The sequence below is a fragment of the Bacillus sp. FDAARGOS_1420 genome (assembly GCF_019344915.1).
Taxonomy (GTDB): domain Bacteria; phylum Bacillota; class Bacilli; order Bacillales; family Bacillaceae_G; genus Bacillus_A; species Bacillus_A mycoides.
This window is the reverse complement of the sequence record NZ_JAHWJB010000003.1, coordinates 73067-98211: the sequence shown is the minus strand read 5'-3', so window position 1 is coordinate 98211 and position 25145 is coordinate 73067. Positions and strand designations below refer to the sequence as shown.

Annotated in this window: 25 protein-coding genes and 3 pseudogenes; 12 read left to right on the top strand and 16 right to left on the bottom strand. The window is 29.7% G+C overall.

All coding sequences use genetic code 11. The features are described from left to right. Positions 1-553: 553 nt before the first annotated feature. Positions 554-767 (top strand): annotated as a pseudogene (locus I6L50_RS29535) (hypothetical protein); the annotation flags it as partial. Between the two features lie 559 nt (positions 768-1326). Next, the gene (gene hfq, locus I6L50_RS29530; RefSeq protein ID WP_219303822.1) at positions 1327-1515 is read left to right on the top strand and encodes an RNA chaperone Hfq; all 189 of its coding nucleotides are present in this window, start codon (positions 1327-1329) and stop codon (positions 1513-1515) included. 294 nt (positions 1516-1809) lie between these two features. Here the strand turns inward: hfq and I6L50_RS29525 are convergent, their stop codons facing one another. Next, positions 1810-2172: a carboxymuconolactone decarboxylase family protein gene (locus I6L50_RS29525; protein ID WP_219303821.1), complete on the bottom strand. Its 363-nt coding sequence runs from the start codon at positions 2170-2172 to the stop codon at positions 1810-1812. A 273-nt stretch (positions 2173-2445) separates the two neighbouring features. Between I6L50_RS29525 and I6L50_RS29520 the strand changes: the two genes are divergently transcribed. The 4 genes from I6L50_RS29520 (at position 2446) to I6L50_RS29505 (ending at position 4522) form a co-directional block, all read left to right on the top strand. Continuing rightward, positions 2446-2619, top strand: coding sequence for a hypothetical protein (locus tag I6L50_RS29520; protein ID WP_000354585.1), 174 nt, complete (start codon positions 2446-2448; stop codon positions 2617-2619). Positions 2620-2793: 174 nt separating this feature from the next. Further along, positions 2794-3057, top strand: a complete 264-nt coding sequence (locus I6L50_RS29515; RefSeq protein ID WP_219303820.1) for a transcriptional regulator SplA domain-containing protein — start codon at positions 2794-2796, stop codon at positions 3055-3057. Beyond that, the gene (gene splB, locus I6L50_RS29510) at positions 3054-4082 is read left to right on the top strand and encodes a spore photoproduct lyase (protein ID WP_219303819.1); all 1029 of its coding nucleotides are present in this window, start codon (positions 3054-3056) and stop codon (positions 4080-4082) included. Before I6L50_RS29515 ends, splB begins: the two co-directional genes overlap by 4 nt. A 266-nt stretch (positions 4083-4348) precedes the next feature. Continuing rightward, positions 4349-4522, top strand: coding sequence for a helix-turn-helix transcriptional regulator (locus I6L50_RS29505; RefSeq protein WP_219303818.1), 174 nt, complete (start codon positions 4349-4351; stop codon positions 4520-4522). Positions 4523-4971: 449 nt separating this feature from the next. Here the strand turns inward: I6L50_RS29505 and I6L50_RS29500 are convergent, their stop codons facing one another. Both I6L50_RS29500 and I6L50_RS29495 read right to left on the bottom strand, forming a co-directional pair. Continuing rightward, a complete protein-coding gene (locus I6L50_RS29500; protein ID WP_219303817.1) occupies positions 4972-5298 on the bottom strand; it encodes an ArsR/SmtB family transcription factor in 327 nt (108 codons plus the stop codon). Positions 5299-5707: 409 nt separating this feature from the next. Beyond that, entirely contained in the window at positions 5708-5896 is a 189-nt protein-coding gene (locus tag I6L50_RS29495; protein ID WP_219304059.1) for a hypothetical protein, read from the bottom strand. A 406-nt stretch (positions 5897-6302) separates the two neighbouring features. On the opposite strand from I6L50_RS29495, the gene I6L50_RS29490 reads away from it, so the two are divergent. After that, positions 6303-6764, top strand: coding sequence for a hypothetical protein (locus I6L50_RS29490; protein ID WP_219303816.1), 462 nt, complete (start codon positions 6303-6305; stop codon positions 6762-6764). A 743-nt stretch (positions 6765-7507) separates the two neighbouring features. After that, the gene (locus I6L50_RS29485; RefSeq protein WP_098717920.1) at positions 7508-7921 is read left to right on the top strand and encodes a hypothetical protein; all 414 of its coding nucleotides are present in this window, start codon (positions 7508-7510) and stop codon (positions 7919-7921) included. 75 nt (positions 7922-7996) lie between these two features. Here the strand turns inward: I6L50_RS29485 and I6L50_RS29480 are convergent, their stop codons facing one another. The 4 genes and pseudogenes from I6L50_RS29480 to mntA form a co-directional block, all read right to left on the bottom strand. Further along, complete coding sequence (locus I6L50_RS29480; RefSeq protein ID WP_219303815.1) at positions 7997-8212, bottom strand: alpha/beta-type small acid-soluble spore protein; 216 nt, start codon at positions 8210-8212, stop codon at positions 7997-7999. A gap of 159 nt (positions 8213-8371) precedes the next feature. Beyond that, positions 8372-8458: pseudogene (locus I6L50_RS35880) on the bottom strand (chemotaxis protein); the annotation flags it as partial. A 134-nt stretch (positions 8459-8592) separates the two neighbouring features. After that, positions 8593-9006, bottom strand: a complete 414-nt coding sequence (gene hepT, locus I6L50_RS29475) for a type VII toxin-antitoxin system HepT family RNase toxin (RefSeq protein WP_219303814.1) — start codon at positions 9004-9006, stop codon at positions 8593-8595. Continuing rightward, positions 8996-9403 (bottom strand): type VII toxin-antitoxin system MntA family adenylyltransferase antitoxin, encoded by a 408-nt coding sequence (gene mntA / locus I6L50_RS29470; RefSeq protein WP_016093855.1) that lies wholly within the window; start codon positions 9401-9403, stop codon positions 8996-8998. Before mntA ends, hepT begins: the two co-directional genes overlap by 11 nt. A gap of 333 nt (positions 9404-9736) precedes the next feature. Here mntA and I6L50_RS29465 point away from each other — a divergent pair. After that, a pseudogene (locus tag I6L50_RS29465) lies at positions 9737-9943 on the top strand (zinc ribbon domain-containing protein); the annotation flags it as partial. Positions 9944-10043: 100 nt separating this feature from the next. Here the strand turns inward: I6L50_RS29465 and I6L50_RS29460 are convergent. Beyond that, positions 10044-11513: a HAMP domain-containing sensor histidine kinase gene (locus I6L50_RS29460; RefSeq protein WP_257475423.1), complete on the bottom strand. Its 1470-nt coding sequence runs from the start codon at positions 11511-11513 to the stop codon at positions 10044-10046. After that, entirely contained in the window at positions 11507-12190 is a 684-nt protein-coding gene (locus tag I6L50_RS29455; protein WP_219303812.1) for a response regulator transcription factor, read from the bottom strand. The genes I6L50_RS29460 and I6L50_RS29455 overlap by 7 nt, the downstream gene beginning before the upstream one ends. A 366-nt stretch (positions 12191-12556) precedes the next feature. Here I6L50_RS29455 and I6L50_RS29450 point away from each other — a divergent pair, with 366 nt between their 5' ends. The 3 genes from I6L50_RS29450 (at position 12557) to I6L50_RS29440 (ending at position 15106) form a co-directional block, all read left to right on the top strand. Beyond that, positions 12557-13285 (top strand): ABC transporter ATP-binding protein, encoded by a 729-nt coding sequence (locus tag I6L50_RS29450; RefSeq protein WP_219303811.1) that lies wholly within the window; start codon positions 12557-12559, stop codon positions 13283-13285. Between the two features lie 61 nt (positions 13286-13346). Next, a complete protein-coding gene (locus tag I6L50_RS29445; RefSeq protein WP_219303810.1) occupies positions 13347-14174 on the top strand; it encodes an ABC transporter permease in 828 nt (275 codons plus the stop codon). 146 nt (positions 14175-14320) lie between these two features. Further along, positions 14321-15106, top strand: coding sequence for a hypothetical protein (locus tag I6L50_RS29440; protein WP_219303809.1), 786 nt, complete (start codon positions 14321-14323; stop codon positions 15104-15106). A 137-nt stretch (positions 15107-15243) separates the two neighbouring features. Here the strand turns inward: I6L50_RS29440 and I6L50_RS29435 are convergent, their stop codons facing one another. From I6L50_RS29435 to I6L50_RS29405, 7 genes are all read right to left on the bottom strand, one after another. Further along, a complete protein-coding gene (locus I6L50_RS29435) occupies positions 15244-16659 on the bottom strand; it encodes a S8 family peptidase (protein WP_219303808.1) in 1416 nt (471 codons plus the stop codon). Positions 16660-16862: 203 nt separating this feature from the next. Continuing rightward, positions 16863-18245 carry a lanthionine synthetase C family protein gene (locus I6L50_RS29430; protein ID WP_219303807.1) on the bottom strand — a complete coding sequence of 461 codons (1383 nt, stop codon included), beginning with the start codon at positions 18243-18245 and terminating at the stop codon, positions 16863-16865. A 27-nt stretch (positions 18246-18272) separates the two neighbouring features. Further along, entirely contained in the window at positions 18273-20087 is a 1815-nt protein-coding gene (locus tag I6L50_RS29425) for an ABC transporter ATP-binding protein (RefSeq protein ID WP_219303806.1), read from the bottom strand. 151 nt (positions 20088-20238) lie between these two features. Next, positions 20239-23430 carry a lantibiotic dehydratase gene (locus I6L50_RS29420; RefSeq protein WP_219303805.1) on the bottom strand — a complete coding sequence of 1064 codons (3192 nt, stop codon included), beginning with the start codon at positions 23428-23430 and terminating at the stop codon, positions 20239-20241. A gap of 276 nt (positions 23431-23706) precedes the next feature. Beyond that, positions 23707-23916: a gallidermin/nisin family lantibiotic gene (locus I6L50_RS29415; protein ID WP_257475450.1), complete on the bottom strand. Its 210-nt coding sequence runs from the start codon at positions 23914-23916 to the stop codon at positions 23707-23709. Positions 23917-24018: 102 nt separating this feature from the next. After that, positions 24019-24192 (bottom strand): gallidermin/nisin family lantibiotic, encoded by a 174-nt coding sequence (locus I6L50_RS29410; protein ID WP_219303804.1) that lies wholly within the window; start codon positions 24190-24192, stop codon positions 24019-24021. A 125-nt stretch (positions 24193-24317) separates the two neighbouring features. Then, positions 24318-24491, bottom strand: coding sequence for a gallidermin/nisin family lantibiotic (locus tag I6L50_RS29405; RefSeq protein WP_219303803.1), 174 nt, complete (start codon positions 24489-24491; stop codon positions 24318-24320). Positions 24492-25145 lie beyond the last annotated feature (654 nt).

Genomic DNA, 25145 nt, shown 5'->3' with positions numbered 1-25145 from the left:
TCCTCATTTTGAAAACGTTAACAAATTATACTTTTTTAGATATGCAATTTAGCATATCGATTGACATACAGAATAATCCATCTACTACTTTCGATATAAAAACTATTTTCAAGTTTAATACTATTAACTCACTAAATTCCCATAAAAAGACTGGTCGTCTATACAATATTTTGGTAAAATATAGATATCTTTTAAGAAGGAGAAGCTAATATACATCGACTAAATAATGTAAAGAAAATGTTTTATTGCATAAAAAAAGGCTCCATTGCTGGAGCGCTCAAAAATAATATAAGTAAATGAATTAAAACAAATAACAGACAATTAAACTATATAGATAAAACATAAATAAATCTATATATATGCAATATTACATATTGGAAATCCTATTTATTGATGCTATAATAAACTTACTTGATGATTGTTATATTTTTTTATGTTTTTTAGAAGACCGCCCACGCTTTGCCGGCTTACGGGTGGTCTTCTTCTTTTTGTTTTTAGAAGTGATCTTCTTAAATCCAAATGTTATTACTTCTCTAGCAATAGTCTTTGCGATCTCTATGAACCACTATTTATTACTAGAAATGAAGAAAAAACTTCAAGCTATCTTTTCCGAAAATGATGGAAAAGAACTTACTATATCGAATGGTAACGAATCAAACGAAGAAATAAGTTATGCCATTGTGGCTTTTAAAGATTGGGAACAAGTTGAAGTATTAGATGACAAAAAAGTCGCTTATACTACTGTTTCCCCTGAAACGAGACAAATTTTAAAAAGGGCCTTTTGCAAGGGTAGGCCCTTTCAGGGATAAAATTAATAGTAAAGTTTGCGTTGAGGTTACTTATATAATATAAAATACAATTTATTAATTCTATATGTCGGATGTTAAAAAATTTTTAGGTGCTAAAAAAGAGCACCGTAAACAAGTGCTCTTTTTAGGGAGGGTCATATGAGTGAAAAAGCCTCACATACAAAATATATGCGTATTCCTTTAAGGGATGGCAAGCTAATTAAAATGAAAAAAGAGTACCTTTGACCGTACTCTTTCTAGGAGGAAATAGTAGAATAAATCGATTAACGCTATTCATTTTAATCTTTGATAATATTTGCTACAGTTCGTATTTTCCTTTTATTTGTGACTAAAATAACATCATTATCGTTTATAAAAAAAATTAAATCCACTTTTACAAAAGATAATATTCTTTCTGTATTTCCGATAAATTTATTGCGAAATATGTAGCTAAAGCGGTATTTTAATTTAAATATGATACGATAGTTATATAGCAAGAAGGATTAGAAGGGAAATATAAATATAGGGGGCATTTTCCATGTATAACTTACAAGAAGATACGTATGAACAATTAAAAGTGAAAAAAGGGGACAGCACTATATTTTTGAAAAGTGGGGTTCCCATACGTGGACAGATCCTCTCAACAGATAAATTCACTGTCCTTGTAATGGTTCATGGTAAGCAACAACTGGTTTACAAACAAGCGATTTCCACAATTATTAGTTAATTCCTTTTCTTCTTTTCGAGGGAAGAGAGACAAAACTGAAAAAAGGACAGATGACAGAATACTACTCCAACTCTTAATCAATTATAATTATATAGGAGTATTCAATTATTTCTTAATTTCCTCAATATTATCTGTCTCATTATTAAATTATTAAATTATAAAATAATTAATTCTTTTTATAATTTAATCTGTGTTCTTTCCTGTTGCAGCATCCTGGTTATAGGGATGCTCTTTTTTGTATTACGAATCCACAAATAAAAAAGCTAAGCTTCCATGCAAACAATCCTATTCTAATTAATTCAGGTTCCTTAATTCTTCTATACTTCTTTGAACAAGTGTTACTGCTTGACTCATAGTAGGACCACAGCCAAATGCTGCCGTTACCCCAATGCTTTCTAGGATTTCTTGTTCAGAAGCTCCTTGATCAATACATCCCTTTGTATGATAAATAATACAATACTCATCCTGAGAATAAAGACTAATACCTAATGCAATTAATTGTTTTTGCTTTTTTGATAGCGCACCATCTTTAAAGCACTCTTCCGTAAATGAATTAAATTGTTCAGTAAGTTTCGGCATCTTCCCAGCAAATACTCCCAAACCATATTTGTACTGAAGTAGTGCATCTTCTGTTGAATTTCTACCTTTATGTTCCATTTTACATTCAACTCCATATCTATCATGTATTAAACACAGATTAATATGGGCCTAAACAGTTTTGATTATTCATAATTGGTACTAGAAAACAGGTTGAAAAGAAAATTGAATAATATTTTTCTTCAATCTCTATTGTTGTAATGAATTAGGAATATTTATTTATGAAAGACTCCACATAATTTTACTAAAAAGAAAAATACTAATACTTGTTTTAATGCTTTACTTCAAAGTATTAAAACAAATTTACTAACTACGATACAAGGAGGCATCACTGTGGACATTCGTGAAGGATTAATTCCAACAGCTCTAGGTACAGCAGTGACAGCAGCAGGTTATGCTCTTAAACAAACTCGTGGAACTAATAAAATGATTGCAAATACGGTATTTGGGTTTGGTTTAGCTCACGTTGTTTTAGGTGTAATTGATCTTGTTGAACATCGTCGTTAGAACGAAAGGCAAGCATTGATATATGCTTGCCTTTTTGGCAGTGCAATTATTATTCATATTTGAAAGTATATTTGTATGACGTAATCTTATCAATGAAATTAAATAGTTACACCACAGGAACATTATAAAGTAAAGCTTTGCACATTGAATTATATGAAATGAGATGGTGATGGAATGGAATTTTCTTCTGAAAGTAACACGTATAATGCTGGTGACATTGTCTATATTTTTTATCGAAATCCCCACACGCAGGATGTAGCTAATATACAAGCTGCAGCAGTTGTAAATAATCCTGAAAGACCTAATGAATTAGCACTATTTCTTTACGAAACATATTATCCCCTAACAAACGAGATGGCTGTATATGCTACAGAAGATGAGGCAAACCAAGCGTACACTTACTATTATGGTGATATTTCAGAGGGGATGTTGGAATGAATAAGCCATTTATGCCTAAGCTTGTATATTTTGAACCTAAAGCATTAGATTATCCTTTGGGGAAAGATCTTTTTGAGAAGTTTTCAAAGATGGATGTTGAAATTAGACATACTACTTCCCATAATCAAGTAAGAGATTTGCCAGGCGATAACGATTTTCAAAAATATCGAGTAGCAAAATCTACACTTGTTGTTGGTGTTAGAAAAACACTGAAATTTGATACTTCCAAACCTTCAGCAGAGTATGCAATTCCTTTTGCAACGGGCTGTATGGGACATTGTCATTATTGTTATTTACAAACAACGATGGGAAGTAAGCCTTATATACGAACGTATGTAAATGTTGAAGAAATTTTAGAGGTTGCTGATAAATATATGAAGGAGCGTGCACCTGAAGTAACAAGATTTGAAGCGTCGTGTACTTCAGATATTGTAGGAATCGATTATTTAACGCATACCCTTAAACGGGCCATCGAGCATTTTGGAGAATCTGAATATGGGAAATTAAGGTTTGTTACGAAATTCCACCATGTAGATCATTTACTTGATGCTAAACATAATGGAAAAACAAGATTTCGTTTTAGTATAAATGCTGATTATGTGATTAAAAACTTTGAACCAGGAACTTCTCCATTAGCGAAACGAATTGAGGCAGCAGGAAAAGTAGCTAGAGCAGGATATCCACTTGGTTTCATTGTAGCGCCTATATATCTTCATGAAGGCTGGCAGGATGGATACTATCATATGTTTGAACGTCTAAATGCTGAATTACCTCTTGACGCCCGGGATGATATTACATTTGAGTTTATTCAACATCGTTTTACAAAGCCAGCTAAGAGAGTGATTGAAAAAAACTATCCGATGACAAAATTAGAATTAGACGAAGAGAAAAGAAGATATAAATGGGGGAAATATGGAATTGGAAAATACATTTATCAAAAAGAAGAAGAAGAGGATATAAAAAATCATCTGTATTCCTATATGAAACAGTTCTTTCCTAATGCAAAATTAGAATATTTTACATAAAAAAAGAACAAAGTTCTTTTCTTCACCAATTTAAGAAATTACTCACTCAAAAAACGAAAAAATATGTTGACATCGTTATGGGGTAGCACCATATCATCTTGATGGACATATGGTGCTACCCCATCGCCTATCAAGCTAACAAATAAAAATACCCCCAAAATAAAAAAAACGATATTCTTTCTATCTAAAGTGTAGAAGGATTATCGTTTTTTCACTTTTATAAATGTAAAAAAATTTTGACAAATTTAAAGGTGATGTTCATAAAAATGGAGAACATAATTCGTATTTTACGTAAAGAGCAAAAGCTTTCCCAAGAAGATTTAGCTAAATTAAGTCATGTTTCAAGACAAACGATTAATGCGATTGAGAATAACAAATATGATCCTACATTGGAACTTGCTTTTAAAAGACTTACTTTAACTAACAGGCGCTTCAATTAAATAACTTTTTTATCTCTGCAAAGGTATTACAATTTTAAATAATGCTTTATCCCCCCTTTAATATTTTTTATAACTTGCAACTTAAATGTATCAATTTAATTGTTTTCGTGATTTGAGAACCAACAATCTGTACGGTATGGTCACAGTACCGTAGCCCACGAACCTATATGGTCTGTTGTGGGAGTGGTGATGGCACACCGCAATCTTGCACGTCAGCGATACCAGAAATAGACTTCGCCTTTGTTAGCAAGAATCCCACTGATGTTAGTCTGCTGGCCCCTTTAGGGTTGGGAGTGTCAAATGTGTGTCATTTTAAAATGTAATGTAGCCGCTACTTATTACTTCCCCCATTCACCCTATATAAAATATTTTAGATTGGCATCCTTTCTAAATCTCATATTCTTTTATAATGGTACACACTTTGATAAACATGCAAAAAGTTCCCTACTTTATAAAAGGGAACTTTTTTGCTTATTATTTCCCCACAAACCTAAAATTCCTACAATCTGACGAGCCTTAGCATTATCTATATAATAATGCACCTCTAACCCTCTTCTTTCTGCACGGAGTACGGTTCTCCTTAATTTTGATAGATGCTGTGAAACAGTAGATTGTGGGAGTCTTAATATCTCCGTTAACTGCGTAACATTACACATTTTATGGTGCATTAATTCATTTACAATTTGTAATCGAACCGGATGTGCCATTACCTTTAAAACATCTACGTCTTCTTCGCGGATTTCAGATAGATCTCTATCAGATACTACTGTTTTCATTTCGCATTCTCCTTTATTATTAATTTCTATTTTCCTATTATCCTTATAAGTAGTACTTATAGATGGTTACCATTTGTCCTGTTGAGAAAATATATTCTCTTTTTAAAACAAAAAGGTTACCTATCCTGAAAACAGTTTTTCACATAACTTTGAACTATGATTAACTCACTTTCCTAAGCAAAAGTATTTCTTCTATCCCTTGTTTAAAGCAAATAAAAAATTCTGCTTATGCCTTCCCGTCCTGAAAAATTGATAGGCAGTATTCCCCATCTCACACTCTACAAAATAATCATTTTATTTCTCAATATGAATGCCTGGAATTAAAATTCCAAAAATGGTAATATGAAGTCACCTTCAGTTGTCAATTGTGTCCCTTTTTGAAAGGCCCTGTCTAAAATGACAAGGCCTTTTAAATTCCCTTAAATATCCTTTCTATTTCGCTTTCTTTTGATTTTGAATGGTTTCTTTTACAAGTTTTAAATAGATTTACTAATAAACCTGGTGTAGACTCTAACTCCTGCTTCTGCTTCATATTCTCTTCTGTTACAGTACTTACAAGCTCCCACAGTACTTGTGCTCTAATTGTTCTGCAAATCATTTCTCACACATTTCAAATGTTTTTATCTTCTTTTTGAACACCGTCCTTATTTAATACTTTTCTTTCCTGTTAATGACTAAATCAAAATTATTAGCTCTTGTCAGTAGATTCCAATATTATGTATAATAACATTACCTTTTTACCAATAAACGGTAATGAAGAGATGATACAAGTAAATAAACCAAATGTATCATCGATATATTAAAGGATCTATTCAATGTACATTCAGATACATATTTAGGATTTAAAACCATGGAATCTTATGTACAGATTAAATTACTACAAGATGGAAGAATGGTAGCAAATGTACTCAGGGAAAAAGAACATTCAATTTGCTTAATGTCATATAACTACTTGATGTGACAACTATTAAACAAATTGAAAAGATACTCAAGGGGGATTTTATATGAAAAAATTTGGTAAAGTATTATTAATGGGAACATTGGCTCTTGGTAGTTTAACAGCAATGAATATAGAAACACCTAAAGCTCATGCCGATGGAGCAAGCGAATATTGTCGTTACATTTGTGGCCCTAGCGAAACAGTGAACAATTTCACGATTCAATTACACGCTACGGAATACGGATTTGGACAAAATGTCATTGCAAAAGTTACAAATAATAGAGCTGAAAGTGTGAATTACAAAGTTGCTATCGAAAAACAATATGAAACTGGCTGGGGCTATTATGAAACTTGGTTCAATTGGAACTCTATGTTACCAGCTGGTTCAAATGAAGAAATAGTTACTTTCTCAGGCAATGGCGAAGATATTGGGGATGCAGGCACATTCCGTTATAAAGTTGAAATTACGAATGCTGACGGATCTGTTGACACAATTTACACAGCGCCAATGACATTAGTTAATTAAATATTCGCATTGACAAACTAGATGATGAAAGGAAGGATTACACCTTCCTTTTTTTATATTTTAAAATTAAAAACGTATCCCCTCTTACATTTACCTATATAAATCTAAGAAATAAATAATTCAAAAGGAAAAATAAAAATACTACAACAAAGAATTTCCACTTGTTTCTTTTCGTTGGTTTTCTAGCATGTTGTATATAAAAAAACAAGGCAATACCTGCCATAGTAAATAAAAAAATTTGATAATAATCAATCATCTGTAATCCCCCTCCATACCAAAAATAAGAAGCCTCTTTTTGAGAGACTTCTTATTTTTAATACAAACGACATACTTAGGCTAAATATACACAATAAGATTAGGATGCTAAACCTTATTGCAGCTTTATTATAACATATAACCTCTTATTTCGTTTAATAATTCCGAATTATAAAACTTTATAAACAATTGATTGTTTATTTACATACAATGAATGCACAATAAAAAAACAACAAAATATTCACTTATAGAACCAACGTATGTAAAAACCAGCTACCATCACATTCATAGTTTTGAAAAGTTGTTCTCTACTTCTTTAGAATACTTTAAACTTCGGATAGATTACCTTATATCGACATCTTATGTATGCAAAATTACATATTAAATCTCATTGAAAATCATTCTCGTTGTAACTATAATGGTTTCAAGAGGTGATATTTTCACTTCGTTTTCAAATCTCACAATATATTAAAGGAGGAACTAGCATTATGAAAAAAGTTATTTTAGCAGGGGCATTAGGAATTGCAGTACTATCAGGTATGAACTTACCAGGAGCAGAGGCACCTAAAGCGAGTGCAGCAACTACAAATTTAGAAATTCAAGAAGTTACAAAATATTACTCTATGAGTTCCTATGAGGTTTCTCAAAAAGAATCATTTAATCTTAATAAAGGGGAAGAACTTACGGTCTTTGTACAAAATTCCGGGTTCCCAATTTCTTATACAGTCTTTGATGCAGATGATCAAGTAATTGGCACATACAATGCGAATTCACCATACGGTCGCGTATTCAAAGCACAAAAAGACGGTAATATTTCGGTTCAATTTCAAGCAGGAGTAAATTCTTCTTACATGAAGAAGATGAATTTCACAGCCAAATTTGCAGTGTCTAAATTTAACTAGCAGTAAAAATTTTCACTATCCTCTTTAAAGACAAATTAAAAAGGTATATCCCTTCCATGGGATATACCTTTAACTTTAGTGAATTTTATATTGACCAGATAACTGCTCTTGCGCCATACGAACTAAACGTTTTGTAATTTCTCCACCTACTGAACCATTTGCTCTTGCTGTTGAATCCGGCCCAAGAGTAACACCAAACTCCTGTGCAATTTCATATTTCATTTGTTCAATTGCACTTGCTGCAGCTGCTATTACGATTTCGTTTGAATTATTATTTTCGCGAATTTGCATTTTTTAAACACCTCCGTTGAATTTGGTAATATCATGCTCTATTTCCAACAAAATATGCAAAAAAAATATTCTTTTAGCTATTTTACATATATACCTAAGCTTTCATCCCTTATGTGGGAATAAATAAAGGTATAGGTCATACCCATACCTTCTCCTATCCTACTTATTTTTGAATTCCCCTATTAACTCCTGTAACTCTTGGGAGAGCCATTTTAAAGAATTTTCCAACCCTGCAATATCTTGTACATTTCATGCAAAGATTCACTTCAACATGAACAAATTCATCTTATGACCGCTTTTCTTTTTACGAAATTAAGTAATTGTTTCAATAGCTGGTATAAATTACTTTCTTTCTCAGCTCTATTATTTTGTTCTTTCGCCTAAAATTCCAATATCCCCATTACTTCTTTCGTAAATAATTTAAAATCAGTTAAATGTTTTTCAATAATTTGACGAACAATATCTAAATTTACACTTTGATAATCATGAACAGCAATATTACGAAATCCAACCATCGCCTTTAACTTATTTGCTAGATCAGCGCTAAGTAATCCTGCTGTAACCAACAAATCAAAGGCTTCTCGACTAGATTGGGGTAGTCCTAATTTTTTTCCTGCAACAATATGCATCGCTAAATCAATACTCGCTTCACAAGCTCTTTGTATGTTCAATATTATTGAATCTTGTTTTGTAAAATCCTCTAAATTTCCAGGGGCATTTCCATACACATCTTGGATTCTTTTTATACAACGCTCTATTGTAGAAATTTTATTTAAAATAACCTCATTCTTCATATATTGAACCTCTTTTCTTTATATCATCAAATACTACCTGTCGTTCTTCATTCAATTTTGAATACATTTTTAAGGTTTTCATTTCAAAAACGACCTTACGTTTATCATCCGAACAAAATATTGTCTTTCCTGTATGTATAATCTGAGCTTGAAAAACTGTAGAAGCTTCGGATAAATCAACTAAATCAACATCTCTATTAACGATGTTTGCTAACTCCTGTGCTAATAAAAAACGTTCATAGTTCCCTAAAGTTGTGTCACTTAAATAAGCTATATCAATATCACTATCTTCCCGTTCTCTGTTCTCAGCCGTTGATCCAAACACAATTATCCAATAGGGATTCACCGTCTCTTGTAATTTTTCTATAATAGCTGTTATCATGCTTTGAAAAATCATTTAATTAATCCCCCTTATTATAATTGAATTTTATTATATCATAACCATTCCAAAATCCTTTAAACTACTACAAATGCTTAAACAAAATTAAGCCTTTTTAGTTTTTAGTACTTAACTCCTCACAAAATTAGAAGCTTATTCCTGACCTAATATTAATATAGTTCAGGAATAAGTATGTTGTGGTTTTGGACCTTAAATAATTGTTTATAATTCAACACTTAGCTGGTTAAATGTTTTTTACATTTTCTCTCCACAAAAGTAAAAGACTAACAATAACTGTCAACCTTTTACTTTTGCAATTCTAAAGGACTTTAGCCTATTTCAATATACATTCTAATTTTCGTATCTAAAACATTTGCTTCAAGCCAATCATATTCTTGTTGCGGATATCAAAACAAAGACGTTAAAAATCTAAACCTACTTAAATGAGACTGCCGTTCTAGTCGTACACATCATGATAGGGATATTAACGCAAGTATCAATCTGAAAAATGAAGTAATAAAAAAGAAAGGGCTTATCTTTAAACAATCATTAGCATAAGCCCTTCCTTCTATCTAATTATTAGGACGCATTAACTATCAATGATTAGCATTGAATATCTACCGTACAAAATATTTTTTCTTTTCTTAATCGTACACCTCTATACAATATCACTACATTCATCATCTTCTTTTAACTTATTATTGCCAGGTAAAGAAAACTCTATAGTAGCTCCTCCTCTTTTGTTATTACACGCAGAGATTTCTCCTCCATGTTTTTCAATAATTATCTTACAAATATAAAGCCCTAGCCCAGAACTATTTTTATATATTAAATCTCCATTTCCCTTATAATATTTATTAAAAACCAAATCGACTTCTTCACTAAATCCCTTCCCATTATCTGACACCCGAAATGTCAAATTACCATTCTCTAAGTATATTTCAAGAAGAATTTCTCCCTTATCATCGGTATGCTTTAAAGAGTTCGTTATAATATTTTGGAGTACCTCATTTATTCTAAAAGAATCAAAATCAAATTTTTCTCTAGGTGGCAATGAATCTATTATACGAAAATTAACATTCTTTTTTGCACATATATATATATAATCCCCTTCAAGCTCTAAAATATAGTCATTTAAATCTACCTTTTGAAAATCTAATTTAAAATTTGGTCTTTCTAAATCCCAGATTTCATTTAGTTCATTAATCATTTTTTTTATTTTTTCAGAATTACTAAGCATAATATTAATATATGCTTTTCTATTTTCCTCTGAAATATGATTATACGATCCTGCGAGTAATTCTAAATGTCCATTAATTATAGTAATTGGTGTCTTAATATCATGAGTAAGTGATAAAATCATGTCTTTCCTTTGCTCTTCCATTATCCATTGTGCTTTTAGCGATTTTTGCAGTGCTATCCTCATATCTTCAAATGATTTTAGAACCTGCCCTAATTCATTAGTATAAGACGTGTCAATTATAAAATCTAATCGTCCAATCTTTATGTGATTACTTAATCTAACCATTTCCTTTAAAGGACGTACTATCTCCTTTGAAAATAATACAGAAAAAATTAATATAATAATAAAAGGACAGATTATAAATATAGGAAAAAGAATAAAAAAGAATAAAAATACATTATATTTAAATTTTTTTATAAGAGTATTAATAATACTGGATTCTACAAAAACATTGCTTTTATATCTTAAAACTATTCCACCTTTAAATTTGCCTTCGCTAAACAAAGGTTTAAAGGAAATTCCATAAGTAGCATTATTATATTCTTTACCATAATACTCCTTCGAAATAATCGTAAGATTTTCAGGTAATTTTTTCATATTTGTTGAAGTATATAACACCTTCTTATTATTAGATACAATCCAATATTCGAAATCATTTTTAGGAATTTGTTTATTTAATTCATCTTGAAAGTTCACATTTAAAATTTTATCACTATTAATTACTGCATAATTTTCAATAGCATCTGCGACCTTCTTATTTTCAAATACAAATAAAGCTATACCTAAAAATAGCAATGACATGATAACTGATACCATAAAACATAAAAGAAAGTACAATACAAACTGTGTTTTTATTTTTAGACGCATATTTAAACGCTTTAACATTCCCATTTATATCCCAATCCCCATACTGTTTTTATACACACTTTCTTAAGTCCACAATAATGAAGTTTTAAACGTATTCTTCTTACATGCTCAGTAACAGTAGTTATATTACTGTCACTTATATTTCCCCACACAACTTCAAAAATTTGTTCTTTAGAGAATACTTGTCCAGAGTGCGTACATAATAGCTCAATAATTTCATATTCTTTTCTAGTCAACTCTACTATTTGTTTATTTATTTGAATGCTTTTAGATAAAATATTAACTCTAAGATCACCGAAGATTAGCTCATTAGATTTTTTTGAGGACGATTCTCTTTTATCTTTTCTTATATGTACACTCATTCTAAGAATAAGTTCTTTTAATGAAAATGGTTTTACAATATAATCATCTCCCCCAACTAAAAAACCCTTGATTCTTTCTTGCTCAAGCCCTCTTGCCGTTAAAAACAAAATCGGACAATCAACTTTCCTTCTAATATTTTTACATATATCAAATCCACTCGTATCTGGCAACGTTACATCCAATAGTATAATATCAAAATCTAAATTAATTTTTTGTAAAGCTTCATCCCCTGATACAGCATAATCTACAGTATATCCTTCAACTTCAAGTGCTGGTTTTACAAATGAGATTATTTCTATATTGTCATCGACTATAAGTACTCGTCTATCCATTTCTTATATCACCCTTTTGTAATATCTTTATATACACTCTTTTCTTAACTCTTTATAAAGCTTACTTATATTCACTCCATTTCAAAATCAATTAATGTATATATTTATAAATATTGTTATAAAAATGATTATTCATTTCACTATCCTTAATATAATGGCTACATAAATATTACAATAAATACCTCTTCTGAGCAAAATCATTTTAAATTACTCATTCATGATATTCATTTTTAGATTGAAAATAAGAAAAATAAATAAAGTTGATAAAGAGTTGTTTTTTATATGTTTAGATATAAGTGTAAGAACAATTACCCCCTTAACATCCCATGATATTATTATGATTCTTAATAAGAAAGGAAATAAAAGATGAAAAAAATTGAAGTGAAACATGTTAATAAAACTCTTAATAAAAGAAAAATAATCCATGATGCTACTTTTGATATTTTAGAAGGAGATATATGCGGATTTATTGGACCAAATGGTGCTGGGAAAACCACTCTTATGAAAATAATAACCGGATTAATAAAACCTGATGAAGGCAGTGTATATAATAACGGTATTGATGTATTAAAAAATAGAGAATTAGCCCTAAACGGAATTGGGGCAATTATTGAAATTCCTGTATTTTTCGAATACATGTCTGGAAGAAAAAATCTCCAAAATCTTGCACGATTAAATACCAATATGAACAGAAAAGAACAATTAGCAAAGGTTGAAGAAGTTCTAGAAATTGTTGATTTAAAAGATAGAGGCGATGATAAGGTTAAAGGTTACTCTTTGGGTATGAAGCAAAGACTTGGTATTGCTCAAGCATTACTTAATAATCCAACAATAGTGATATTAGATGAACCTGCAAATGGTCTTGATCCAATGGGAATGAGAGATTTAAGGGAATTAATTCTTAATCTTAGAAAGAATTTAGGGATTACTTTTTTCATCTCCAGTCACCTTCTAGATGAACTTCAAAAAATATGTAATAAATATGTATTCATTCGCGAGGGTAAAATTAAATGGACAGGTGATAGTCATGTTCTAATGAGTTCAGTAGGTGATGAAAAGAAATTAGAGGCTGTCTTTATGGAATTAATGTCTTAAAGGCTCAATAAACCTAACACATTCTAATCGAAAATATATCTATCAGTAATAGGAGGATTCAATGTTTAAATCTCTATTTTTATATGAATCTGAAAAGTTTTGGTCTAAAAAAATAAATATACTATGTTTTATTGCTATACCTATTATCGTTTTGCTATCACTCAAATTTGCTGTACAAACGAATGCTACACTCAAACCATTAAGTGTAGCATTCAGCTCAAATTTAAACTTTCATTTAACAAGTTTACAGGAAATGCTCTTTACTGCTTTTAATGCAATTGTTATTACTTTTTGTGCTATAAGTTTTCATGAAGAATATAAAAAAGGCACTCTACGAATTCCGTTTACAAGAGGGATTTCTTTAAAACAATTATATTTAGCAAAATCTTTAATTTTTATGTTAAATATTTTCTTAATCCTAATTTTGCAACTCCTTGTTTCATTAATTATAGGCTGGTTATTCTTACCTAAATTAACTAAAATCCCTTTATTTTTTATGAATGGTCTTTACGGAATTAACGAGATTATACAGTATTCTTTTAAATACTATTTATTGGGATATATGAGTTTACTTGCTTTTGGTAGTATTGTTGAATTTATTTCCTTGAAACTTAAAACAATTACTGGTGTCATTGGTTTAAGTCTAGGTTTTATATTTGCTAATATTTTATACATTATAGTGATAAGTCCTTTTATTAAAGGATATCCAGAAAATCATCCTGTTGTATTTACCTATCAATCTCTATCACTAATATTAACTCAAGTCAAAGGGGCTGCTTATTTTGCTGCTGGCGTTACAAATATATTTTTATACAGTCCAATTGTTATATTTACAGTTTTTAAAACTTTATCTTATATAACTTTTACACGTAACGATTATCTTGATTAAATTGCTAACAAATTAAAACGTAAGGGTTATTAAATATATTTTTTAGACCTACAAACTTTACAGACACTTATGTTACCCATTGTTTGTATGACTTTCTAAAAGTAAATAATGATTTTATTTAACGCTATATAGAGAGGGTGTATACTATGAAAAAATTAATTTCAGCTGAAATTCAAAGGATTTTTGCTAGAAAAAGTACAATAGTTTTATTTTTAATTTCTATTTTATATCCACTTATATTCTTTTATTTAAGTCAACTTCGTTGGAAGTTTGATAGTTATGTTGTAAATGGAATAAAACTCCCTTTGAATAATTTAAACTTTCCAGTTGGCCAAATTCTTACCTACCATATTCTTTTAATAATTATTATTTTACCTTTATTCTATTCTGAATCATTAAGTTCAGAAGTTGATTCAGGTGCATATAAGATGATCTTACTACGACCTTTTAAAAAGTGGAAAACACTCGTAAGTAAATGGATTTCATTAATAATTGTATATGCAGGCATGTTGTTGTTAACATATCTAACAAACACTTTGATTGGATATATGTTTATGCCTAAGGTAGAACAGGCAAATTATTATAATATAGAAGAACCTATGGGTTTATTTGCTTCCAGTATATATAATTTTAAATTTTATTTTATTATTTTTATAGTCCATATTGCATTACTTTCTGTAGTTTCATTTATAAGTGTTATCTTAAAAAAACCACTACTTACGTTTATGGGAAGTATTGCATTTATAGTAGCCTCCATCTATTTATTCGATTCAATAAAAAACATTCTATTTCACACTCCAGATATTGCCTTTTCAATTTTGGGAGGAACATACAACTTTGATTATACCTTTGTTATATTTATCTTGATTATGCCCTTATTTTTTGGAACATCATTATTCATTTGGAATAAAAGAATTGGCAGTATGGTATAAATGGTTTCAATTTGAACCACCTGATAGCCTAATAATAAAGAACTTTTAGATCTACAAATAATAAAAGGAGTAGGATGAGTTTTTACTCTCAATCCTGCTCCTTTTATTTTGTCTTATAATAAATCATTAACTAAGAATCAATGATTTATAGCATTGTAGATATCCAGCTTTCCCTTTCCAAAAAATAAAGCATCTATCGGAGTTTTATTAACTCCATATTTATATAAATCTCTAGTTGCCTCATTAGGAGAATTTTTTAATTTATACTTATCAATAATTAATGCCAATGCTCCGGAAACTTTAGGAGCTGCGGTTGAAGTACCTGCCCCATAATAATATCCTCCTCTTGGACGTGTACTAATAACTTGCTCTTTCCTAAACCATCCCTCTTTCATATATGCATCACTACCGAATTTGTTAAATAATCTTAGATCTCCACCTGGTGCTGTTAAATCACTAAAACCCAATCCATAATTTGAAAATAAGGATAACTCTTGGGTAGGACCCGTAGAACCCACAGTAATAACACCGGGTAAACTCGCTGGAACATCTAGGCCCTTACCTTTATATGTTAAATCATCCTGTAATAATCTTTCTTTTATCAATTTATCCATCATTTGATAATTAGTAACATCAATTCCATCATTCCCAGCAGCTGCAACCACAACGCTTCCTTGTTTTTTTGCATATTTTATTGCTTTTTTATATGCTTTGATTTCAGCTGCTTCTTTTGTTGATGCTCCTTCCTTTGAATAAATCGTACCATTTACTAGATAAGAACCTAAACTTAAATTAATAACATCTACATCATCTTTAGCGGCTTCTATAATTGCCTTGGCAATCCAGATTGGTTCAGCAGATTTCCCACCAAAGACCCTATAAGCTCGTACTCCTACACCAGGAGCAACCCCTTTCATTAAACCATTTGCAGCAATAAGTCCCGCTGTATGAGTGCCGTGACCACGTTTATCATCTAAATAATTTATATCGCCAGTTTCACTTTCTTCCGTTCCCCTATATCCACCTTTAGGAACTAAATTTTTTGACCCACTCAATACATTTTTTGCTAAATCAGGATGATTAACATCTATGCCTGAATCTATAATGCCAACTACTACATTATGAGTGCCTGTAAATTCTTCATAGCTTTTCCCATCATGAGTCACTTCCCTTACATCCCATTGTAAATCCCATACTGATGGTTTGTTAGGTTCCATTTGCAATTTTGTTACATCGTTTGAAATTTGTCTAGAGTTAACAATACCAATCGATGGATTAATTTCTTCCACTAATGGATCTCGCCTGATTTCTTCTATTCGCTTCTTGTCAGCCTGAATTTGAATAAGTCCAATCTCAGGAACAGTATAAGTTATATCTACTATATTATTATTTATTTTTAAATTATCTAAAAAAGCATCTGTGCTATACCCCTCTTTTAAAAGAAGGGTATAATAAATATGATCATCAGACTGAGCAAAAGTAGTCACTCCCTGAACAAAAAAGCTTCCAATTATGGAAAAGTATATAGCAATCAAAACAATTATTTTTTTCATTAATGACCATCCCTAACTATTTTATAGAAATTTCCACTTTAAAAATTCAAACAACTAATATGAAATGAAAATTTCTAGTTCAACATTAAAAGATAATAGTTTAATATTCCCTTAAACTATTATCTTCTATTAACAAACTACATTAATCATTTACATATATTCATTTAGCTAGCATACTAAATCACTACCTATTCACACCTAAACTAATTCAGTAAAAATGCTGTATCCCAATTTGTTTTTATAGGTTTTATCAATGCTAATAGTACCAAAAGAATACCACTAACTCCCTCAATTAGCCCTATATTTACTGAAAGCTCCATCTTATCCTTACCTAGTTGATAATTATAAAAACCAAAAGGCGAATTTGAATCATACGTATTTAGAGTCATTTGCAGTAACTCTAAAATATATCCTTTAAACTTCTCTTTTTTTGTATCAATATACATCAAATTAAGTATATGAAGAAGTCCAGCGTATCCATGACAGAATGTAGGAGAATATAACCCCCATTCATGTCTCTGATAATTAAAAAGATTATCTAATGTTTGAATAGAAACATCTATATATTCTTGATTATTTGTAACCTTTCCAGCAAGATATAAGGCCCTTGCAACCCCTGGAGTTCCATAACACCAGGCTGCCCTTGACGCACTATTCTGTTTTCCTTCTCCAGCGATAAATTCGTCCCAATCAACCCTAAATGACCAAAAGGAACCCGTGTCTGATTCAATTTTAAACTTTATTAGCCAATCAGCAATTTTAACAATAGCCTCCTTTTGCCCTTCTACTTCAATACCATTCTTTAAACTAACAGAAAGTAATGACAGTGGACCTGGAATACCATGTGATAGCCCTAAATTAAAATTCCCATTTGGATATAATTCCTTTTCTGAATCTAAGTACTGATTTTCAGAAGAAATATACCATCCTGGAGCCAGACAATTATTAATAAGTTTATCCTCTGTCATTTTCACTAAAAAATTTAATATATGTTTTAAAGCTACTTGCTCTCTTTCATTGTCTTTATATAACAGTAAGTATCGTCCAATCCCTGTTACCCCAGAAATCACATCATAATCTGACATTCCTAAATTATTTTCTTCTAATTTCTTATAATATGTAGGTAAAATCCTATTTATATAATCTATAACTAGATTATTAGTCTGTCTAATAAAATTCTGATATCGAGTAGCACCTTTTGATAAGGCTGTAACCGCGAAACCAATTCCAGTAAACCCTTGAAAAAGTGAGTACGAATACATCCCGTTTTTAGATAGATATTCATTAATTTGCAAAACATAGTTATGAGCAACTACATCCCATTTTTCCGCTGGATAATTTTCTGATAATTCACCCAGAAATAAACATAGACTTGGGTGGCCTGTACTTAAACTTACATCTTCCCATGGAATTATATCTTTTTCTAAAAATTTCATCGTATTATTTTTATTTGTTACAATTCCCTTTACACTTTCTGGATCTTTTAATCTTTTAGTTATTTCTAATATGACGCGTTCAATTTCAAATTTAATTTCTGAATCCCCTAATGGAGAAATATACTCCCCTTCGTCTACTTTATTTATCAATTTATTTTACCCCTCTCAAAATTAAATTTAATTCAGTTGATAACTTTTTTTATTTTCTTCGTTAAATGGAGATGCTTGTATACCATATAATTTGCTATAATATCCATTTTGTTCAACCAACTGATTATGACTACCCTTCTCTACTAAACACCCTTTATCAAATACCAAAATCTCATTTGCAATTTTAATTGTAGAAAATCTATGTGACGTAAAGATTCCTATTTTATCTTCCACAACATTGAAAAATTTATCAAAAATATGTTTTTCAGATATTGGATCAAGTACAGCACTAGGTTCATCTAATATATAGATATCTGCTGGCTTAAAAAACGAACGGGCAACAGCTATCTTTTGCCACTGTCCTCCAGATAATTGTTGAGATTCTGCAAACCAACTACCTAATTGAGTATTTATTCCTTCAGGGAATTGGTCTATCATACTCTTAGCCCCACTCTTCTCTGCTGATTGTAATATCCGTTCTTTATTTTGTAGACTCTTAACATTCCCCAATCCAATATTATCTTGAACTGTTAATTCATACTTTACATAATCCTGAAATACAACACTCATTCTTTTTCTAACGTCTTCTTCACAGTATTTATTTATATTTTGATCATTAATCAGTATTGTGCCTTCCTCAACACGATATAATCTTAGTAGTAGTTTTGTAAGTGTAGATTTCCCTGAACCATTTTCACCAACAATTCCTACGATTTGTCCTTTTTTTATGGTAAAACTAACATTCTTTAAAGCATATTTCTGAGAACCTGGATATTTAAAGGAAACATTTTGGAATTCAATTTTTTTAATGTTCCCCAATTTAATATAGTCGTCTTGTTTTCGTACGGACATATCAGTTTCTAAATCTAAAAATTCAAAAAATTGCTTTATGTATAAATTGTTCTGTAGTAATGAGGCAATACTATTAAAAACACCTTTAAAACTCGTTACACATAATCCGACTGCCTTCATATAACCCATTAAATTCCCTATTAAAATTTCTCCAGTAAATGTGACAAAAATAATAAATAAAGTTATAAACAGACCTATTATTTCTTCAAGACAACTAAATATTAGGCCAACTACAGCCTTTTTTCTAGCTATTTTTTTATCCATTACTATAAAGTCGTCATAAATTTTTTTATATCTATTAACAATATATTCCCCAAGGTTAAATGCTTTTATTTCTTTATAATTAATGTCTTTAGTTAATAAAAACGAATAGTACCATGACTTTCTAAATTTAGGAGTTCTTTGTACTTGGATATCAAATTCCCATTTACCAATTTTTAAGGAATAATAAGTAGAGATTATTGGAGTTATGATTAAAAGTAGAAACACCCACCATTTCCAAGTAATCAGTACAACAGCGGAGGATAATAAAGTAATAATTCCAGTAATTATGCTTAAAAGGGTAGTGAATACTTGAAAAGGTCTAGTTCCAACCTCTCCTTGTGCCCGCTGTAATTTATCATAAATTTCCGGATTTTCAAAATCTGTTAATGATAACTCAGATGATTTTTTCATAAGTTTTACATTTAATTTATATACTATTAATAACTGTAAAACACTTTGCAAATAACTTTGTATAATTTGAACTAATACTAGTACTAATGAAACTGTAGCTAATAATACAAACCAAAATAGTACAGGATCAAAACTTTTCCCTATAGATGCTAATATTGTATTTATAAGTTCTTGTGTTATTAAGAGAGTTGCAACAGGTAAGATACCTTGTAATATCGCGAAAGCCATTATACAAATCATATAAAACCAATTTACTTCAAAAAGTAACTTTAGGGTTCTTAGCCAATATTTCGTGGATTTAAACATTTCTTTCATTTTCTCACCTATATTCTTCCTCATCATGAATTTGGATTATATATCTTAGCCTATAATACTGTTATGTATATTTTCTAAAAACCGAATTTTTTTTAAGAACAGAACTCAATTATTATAATAATTGAGTTCTGTTCTTAAATTTATTATTCCATTAGTGTGTTATCAAAATTTTGTTTTGTTTCTCATAAAAATAACTTAGAGCCTTTAAGGTATGTCTTGCTAATGTATTTAATTTCTTTTCATATACTCTATCTATACCTATTAACCTATTACAATGTAGATGTATTACACTAAGTATAATATTTTCTCTTACATTAAATAATTTTCCTTGTATTTCTATAGCATCTATCTTTTCTTTATATAATTTAATCTGTTTTTTCCTAGCCGCTAATAACTCATATAAGTCTGAATTGTCTGTCGTAATTCCAAAATCGATAACATTATTTTTATTACACAGATTCACTAATACTTTTTTTCCCTTTCTAAAATCCTCTAAATATTCCTTATAATCCACAACAGCTTCCATAAGCTTTAATTGTTCCTCATGGGTTAATTCAAATCCTTGCAAATAATCTAATATACTATAAATACAAATGTTTTCAAAACTAGTATTAAGTAAATTATTTTCTTTTAGTCTTATTAACTCCTGTACAAATTGACTATCAAGGAAGAATAAATCTTCCGCTTCTCCTATAAGCTCTGGTCCTCCGTATCTTTCTACTTCTCTTTCATACACATCAATAGCTACGCTTGATACAACTCCCTTTTCTTTTAACTGGTTGCAATGTGTATTAATATAAGAGATAAGTTTTGGGAAATTATCTTTGTTTGACATATTAAATCTTAATCTTATGTGTTTTTTATTATCAGAATATCTCATAAAGAAATACTTATCTGCTAGTCCCTCAAAAACTGCATTATTACAAATTAATTGTAATTCTTGCCCAATAAACTCATCTTCCATGTTGTTATTACAATAAATTCTAAAATATAGCCAATCACTACCTGGTTCCTTAGTTCTAACTTGATTGCATTCGATACTATGACTCGCATTAAAATGAACTTTCATTTTTTCTTCTACTACTTCTTGGTTTTTAATAAATGGCACTACTACTTCAGAAATATACGTGCCAGTGTCCCCTTCTATCCATTCTTTAGAAATTTCATTTCCCATCTCATAAAATTGAACCTTATTGCCTTTTGAGGAAGACATTTCTTTTTGAATTATTTTTACGTGTAGATTATTTTTTGTATCTATTAAAATTCTGTTATCCATATCAAACAGATAAATAAATCTAGGTACTTTATATTCTGCACACCACTTATGAAATTGTTTTTTAAAAAGTTCGAAATCCTTTTTTAGTTCTTTCACATTAATGTCTAACATATTTAAATTTAAATTCCACATTGCAGGTATAATTGTAACCTTCCCTAAATTGATTCTTGGAACAAATGCCATCTTTGTCATCCAACTAAAAATTGGTAACTTCCAATGCACCATACCATGATTTGATAGTTCTTTTAGCAGTCTACAAAGATTATGACATCCTGCGATGTTTAGCATGTGGCCTGTAGTAATAATGACTCGCTTATTAAGAGATTTTGATCGTATATAGAAATTCCCCTGATATACTCCAACTACTAAATCAGACATACTTAGTGTTTGTTTTTTGTCTTTTGAAGAATTTGTACCAATACACAACTCATAATCCCTTATATTGTTACTAATAGTAACATTCGCTGAGCGTCCATAATCTGGTAAATACACCATTTCTGCAAATATTGTATCTTCATAAAATAATTTTTCTAGCTGATTAATTTTATATAGTTTTTCCTGATTTTCTTCATTAAACAATTGATTAAACCTTCCAAAGGTTTTACCTGCACCATCAGATCCTGCGTTTGGTACTAACTGGATTTGATATTGCTCATTATCTATATTAGAAGAACTTTCTGAAATAATTCTAAAATATAATTCCATTGAAACAGCAGCTGTATTTAAATCCATGTCTTTCTTTTTGAATTTTTCATAAATTTTATTTTCTACATTAATTTCTCGAATATCTCCATTATTACTGCATGATAATCTAGATATTTCCTCTAAAAGATAATTTTCAAATTCGTTTAATTGATTTACAGGTGGATTTTCGACTTTTTTATAACTAGGTGGATTGAGGTATCCTCCTGGTGCTCCAAGTCCAATATCAGGATTAAGTAGCTCTAGTATAGAAATCTCCCTATATTCTCCATATTTCTCTAAGAAATCATTTCGATAATGGTCTAACTCATTATTATTATTTTTTTTAGGTGTAAGAACCCAAAGAAAATCTGCTACTTTTGATAGTTCATTTTGAATAGACTTACTTAAAGTACTATGTTTTGTTTTTATTGATAAATCTACTTGTAAAGGGGTATCCACTTCATATATTCTCTTCATGCTATCAAATAGGTTTAACAATAATTCCTTTCCTTCTCCCAAAGATAATCCATTATATATATCTATATCTTCTTTTAACTTAGTTAGTTGTACATAATATTTGGTAAGTGCTTCTTTTTCAGATAATTTATTAATGACATACTCAAATGGATTTCCATTTGTTAAAATAGGTCGAAGTTCACTTATTAAATACTCATTTTTAAACAAATTCCATACAAATTGTGCTATAGTTTCCTCCTGGACATTCGGATATTCTAATTTGATACTATTTATTAAGTTAGAAAATAATATAGGTTCCTGTGCTCTGTCAAAAACCTTTTGAGAAACTTCATTATATTTGATAGAAGATGCTACTACTTCCTTTTTCGTTGCCTTAGACCTTTCTCCGTACTGTGTACTATATAATAAATTTGCTCTTGATCCAGAAACCACAGTAAGATGATTTACCATGACCTTTAAATGCTTAACATTATCAATATCCGACTCAATTTGTTTTATAAAGCCCAATAACCATGCCATATCAGGGCGGGCTGTTTTAGTAAAATGATTTATATCATCTATTTGAATACCCGTTTTATCATCAAAATCACCTATAGAGACACCAGAAAATAGACCAAACGGTGTTGATCTAGTACTCATTCTTATTAAATATTTAGTTAAGTTTAGAATAATTTGTTCTTTCTTTTTAGTATTAGGATCATTTTCCAATCTTAAAAGCGCCTCATATAATTTGGGACTTGCCACAATAAGCATTTCAATTATTTTTTCATTACTAAGAACATTATTTAATATATAATCTAAACTCTCCTCTTCACTTCCGATATCTATAATACTTTTAAAATTATCAATTGAATATGTGGGTGTACGTAACAGAAAAAAATCTAATGGTGTATATAAATATTTCATCTTTCTTTTAATCCCCCTATATTTATGTATTGTCACAATATAAACCTTTATTTAAAAAATTTGAGAAACGGTTTTTCCATTCCTCAAATTTTTTAAACATATAGTTTACTACCCTCTTCAAACTTATAACATTATAAATAGACTTATCTCAAAAATACTCTAAATCTCATTTACTTTGAGATTATTTAAATATAGACTACATACATTAATTTCTAATTTTGTATCCTAATGTTCATTTGAAATAAACATTAGGATACAGAAAATCCTATTTATTATTTATCTTGTACAATAGTAAACTGTAAGTTCAACACTGCAACATGCTGAATCAAATGTTGGACCATCATTACATGCACATGTTCCTGGTGTACATAATGCAACACTTGTAATTCTTGGCTCAACACCATTTGATGATTTCTCTACTTTTAAGTCTAAATCAAATAAATTGTTTTCCATTTTCCTTACCTCCGTATAATTGTTTAAATTGATTTTTTAAATTAAATATAACCGCTTAATTAATTTAACGAGATTAAATATTAATAATGAATTTTTTCTCATTTATCAGATATTTATAAATGCAACTTATTATCCTTATTTACAGTTGTAAATAGTAAACTCTACACTACAACATGCTGAATCAAATGTTGGACCATCTTCACATGCACATGTCCCTGGTGTACAGAACGCAACACTTGTAATTCTTGGCTCAACACCATTTGATGATTTTTCTACTTTTAAATCCAAATCAAACAAATTGTTTTCCATTTTTTTCACCTCCACTATATATTTTCGCACAAAAATTCCGATTATTAAAAATAAACCGTTGCAAAAATATATTATGTAATTACTAGTATCTAATTTTTCTAATAGATACTACTTCACATTCTTTCTTACTTGCAATTGTAAATAGTAAATTCTACACTACAACATGCTGAATTAAATGTTGGGCCATCTTCACATGCACATGTCCCTGGTGTACAGAACGCAACACTTGTAATTCTTGGCTCAACACCATTTGATGATTTTTCTACTTTTAAATCCAAATCAAACAAATTATTTTCCATTTTTTCTCACCTCCTTATCTATATTTCATTGTATACCCATAATTTGGATTGTCAATACAAAATGTTAAAAAAATGTTTTTTATACTTTTTATGTAAAAATGCATATTTAAAATCAAAGATATAACTCACGAAATTAGTTAATCTAATTAACGATAGTATCACTGTTGATACAACATAAACTTGAGATTAATAGACATATTAATTTTAAAATAAGAAATACATTACTTCATTCAAATATTTTACTTTATCAAAAAATCAAAAAATCAAAAAATCAATAAATATAAATGTTCCACAATCATTTACAAATAATGCAGATAGGATTAAAAACATTGCGATATTTATATATGATTTTACTAAAATAATTGTTATATACTACTTAATTAGAATATAACAATATTATTGCACTCTGATTTCCTATACATTTGATCTTCTTTATTACCTACAAATTATTTTTGAATACAATAGTTAAACTTGTGAAAAGCAATACGAAATATAATTTTAATATAAAGTTAGTTTTTACATAAACTTACTTTATACTTTCGTGAAAGGTATTATAAAGTTAGATTTCTTCTATAATCTTTAAATTAACTTTTTTACTTTCAAATATAAATTAAAGGATTTTCACTAAATATCTTACGGTATTTCTAGTCACCC